Below are 3416 nucleotides of genomic sequence, written 5' to 3' on the forward strand. Positions count from 1 at the left end.
TGAGACAGGAGACAACTCACCCCTAACCCCTCCCAGGATGGGAATACAGGAGACAACCCACCCCTCGCCCCTCCCCCTCCCAGGAGGGGAGAAATGGGAATGAGCGAGGAGGTAGAAGTCAGAATTGTCCCTCAAGTTTTCTGCCATAATCATCCCAAAATACTAGCTTTTTGAGCTTTTTCCACCAAAAAGCTGGTACTTTTTCCAGACCTAAAATTGCTCAAACCAATATCAGTCAAGACTTTCAGATTTAATCAGCAAACCCTAGTTATATCATGTTCCCCTCCGGGGGAGCTACGAATTGCGGATAATCAGTTATAAAAAACCTTCTGCCTTCTAACCTTGCTCTTTCCCTTCTGCCTTCTGCCTTTTTTCCTCCAAAGTGTAACTATTCAACCGGACATGATATTATTTGCTCTTACTTGCATCAATTTATTGAAATTCTCTGCTGAAATTCAAGAAAATTTCTTCACTTGAAGAAGGAGACAGGAGACAGGAGACAGGAGACAGGAGACAGGAGGAAAATTACTTGGGGTTAGAATCCCCATGTAATTTTGAACACCCCCGTTGACGGTGGGGTATTAAACCCACAAAGAAAATGATCAAATGGCCGAAACCTTTGCCTGTTTTCCCCATCTCCGCGTCTCCGTGTCTCCGTGTCCCCGTGTCTTACCCCCACCAACCAATTTTTTCAGCAAACCCTAATTACTTCAATATCCCCCACTCCTCTACTCCCTCACTCCCTTAAGAAAATAAGTAGTCATATCTCCTTTCCCTTTGATTGAAACTTTACCCCGCTGTTCAAATACAAATTTTTTCTGGAGTCGCTGATATACAAGACTGGTAACTTGAATTTTACGAGAAATACCAGTAGACTCCATCCGAGACGCAATATTGACAGTATCGCCTCATAAATCATAGATAAATTTAGTTTGACCAATAACTCCAGCAATCACAGGTCTCACATGGATACCAACTCGCAAATTCAAAGGTTTTTCTAACCGATCACATAGATTGGCAAAACTAACCTGCATATCTAGTCCCATATTAGCGATCGCCTCCAAATGCTTATCTAGCTGAATTAGCAAACCCCCAACTACCATATAAGCATCCCCAATAGTTTTGATTTTCTCTAAATGATGTTTTTGAGTCAGTTGGTCAAACTTAGAAAAAATCAAATTCAGAAAATTTACAAGTTCAATGGGAGAAACATTGGAGCAAAACTCAGTAAACCCCACCAAGTCAGCAAATAACACACTCACATCATCAAAACTATCAGCGATCGCCCTTTGTTCTTCTTGTAGACGTTGAGCAATTTGAACTGGCAAAATGTTTAGCAGCAACTGTTCCATTTGTTTTCGCTGAAACTTTAAAGCTTCCTGCACCATTTTCCGCTCAGTAATATCAGAAACAGTACCCTCGTAATACAACAATTTGCCCTGAGAGTCATGTACAGCACGAGCATTTTCAGAAACCCAAATTGTCTGACCATCTTTGCGATATGCTAAGGACTCAAAATTATATACAGCATTATCTACTCTCATTGCTGCTACAAATTTTTGCCTGCGGTTAGGATCGTAATCAAGCTGTCGAGAAATATCTTTAATATTTTTGAGTAACTCTTCTGGTGAATGATAACCATAAATTCTTGCTAGTGCCATATTTGCACTAATAATATCAAATTTCATATAAGCATGATGAAGTGTTATACGATTTTTAAAAGCAATGATGAAGTGTTATACGATTTTTAAAAGAGAATACAGCAAATTTCAGGATAGTGAGGTACAGTTGAAAATTAATCTATAATTTTGATTCATTCCTTGTCCTCAGATACCGTGTTCCCTAAAAGCATAAAATTTTGTACCTGATCAACTTGAAAACTGCTGTATTACAAACTGTGTAGGTAAGGAAGAAGGAAAGACTGACGTTGGATAAAGTAAGAAAAAAAAGCAATAAAATGATATGTTTTATTGCTTAATTATATCGATAAGTTTTGACAGCAATATATAAATTATTATCAATAATCTCTATGATAACATGATATACATGATATAATAATTGCTGATCAATAAAATTATACCAAATTCAAAAAAGGTAGTTACACGATTAATCTCTATATTTCCACCAACAGACCAAACTACTGTAGCAATATTTTATGAAACTGGTATTATACTAATTGACACTACGAAAAAAAACACGCTCATTATATATTCTCTCTCCTCTCCTCATCTCTATTATTTTTAGCAAACATTTATCAAACTGGTATTATATTCTTTGGAGTACAATAGAGTACAACTAGTAAATAAAGTGTCACAAAAAAAAGACGATAATGAAATTATCGCCATGATTAAAAATGAAAGTAGAGAAAAAAATGTCTTCAACGAGTGGTTTTATCCCTTTGTTGACGTCTACGATCGCGCCACTCAGCCGCCGTTAAATATATCACACCTCCAGTAACAATTAACATTAGTCCTGATGCTACTATCGCCATAATATTTACGACTGTTAATTCCACAACTCCTCCTCAAATTTTAGATTTTTTCTTTTAGATTTTATCAAAAAAAAATGCTTTAGAGTAACTAAACTATATTTAGGCGTTGGTGAATCAAGCTATGAAAGCTAAATTTATAAAGTATAAAATGCTTTTTAATTAGTATTTAGGCGATCACCATTTAAAAAAATCATAGCCAAAATCACCAACGCCTATATTTACATAAAAACATTCTCCAAAATAATTATTTCCATATACAGAATGTAATAAATAATTGTTCTTTCTCTTCTTCCTTATTCCCTCTCATATCATGTCCGGATAATTAGTGATCAAAACACTTTCTGCTTTTCCTCTTTTTTCTTCCCTCCTGACTCGGTCTTCCTGACTACTCGATCATTATTTATAAGTATTCAAACGGACATGATATTACTTCTTCCTTCTGCAACTACAACCCAGGTCGCTCTTCTAAAATTGTAAACCTAACATGATTAATTGCCAAATTACCAATTGAAATTTTTTCCTTATTAACAGGTATCCCCTTACTTTTCAGAGTTTCAAACTTAATTCCTTTACCAATTTCCACATGATACCAAGCTAAACCCATAAAAAACCTTAACGGATAAGGGCCTCCTTCTTGTAAATCATCAGGGTTTGATTCCATAGGAACCCAACCAAAACCAGGTAGATAAAATTCTAACCAAACATGATTAAATTCTGGCTCTAAAGGCACACTTTTTCTATCAGCAAAAGCTGGACATTTATAGCGACCCACTGTACGACAAGCAATATTATTTAATCGTGCCAAAGCTAACAATAACCCTACATATTCTCCACAAGAACCAACACCTCTTTCTAATACAATATCTGGAGTATCAATCTTAGTTGTTACTCCATAAGAAAGTCGATCGTAGACATAATTCCGAAT

At 36.0% G+C, this 3416-nt stretch carries 2 protein-coding genes and 1 pseudogene; all 3 read right to left on the reverse strand.

All coding sequences use genetic code 11. From position 1 onward, the window contains the following. Positions 1 to 728: 728 nt before the first annotated feature. Positions 729 to 1688 (reverse strand): annotated as a pseudogene (locus F6K13_RS24555) (adenylate/guanylate cyclase domain-containing protein). A gap of 689 nt (positions 1689 to 2377) precedes the next feature. Then, positions 2378 to 2515, reverse strand: coding sequence for a hypothetical protein (locus F6K13_RS24560; RefSeq protein ID WP_192901100.1), 138 nt, complete (start codon positions 2513 to 2515; stop codon positions 2378 to 2380). Between the two features lie 421 nt (positions 2516 to 2936). Next, positions 2937 to 3416 (reverse strand): transglutaminase family protein (locus F6K13_RS24565; protein ID WP_287288655.1); only part of this gene is annotated, 480 nt, incomplete at its 5' end.

The sequence above is a fragment of the Okeania sp. SIO2B9 genome (assembly GCF_010672505.1).
GTDB lineage: Bacteria > Cyanobacteriota > Cyanobacteriia > Cyanobacteriales > Microcoleaceae > Okeania > Okeania hirsuta.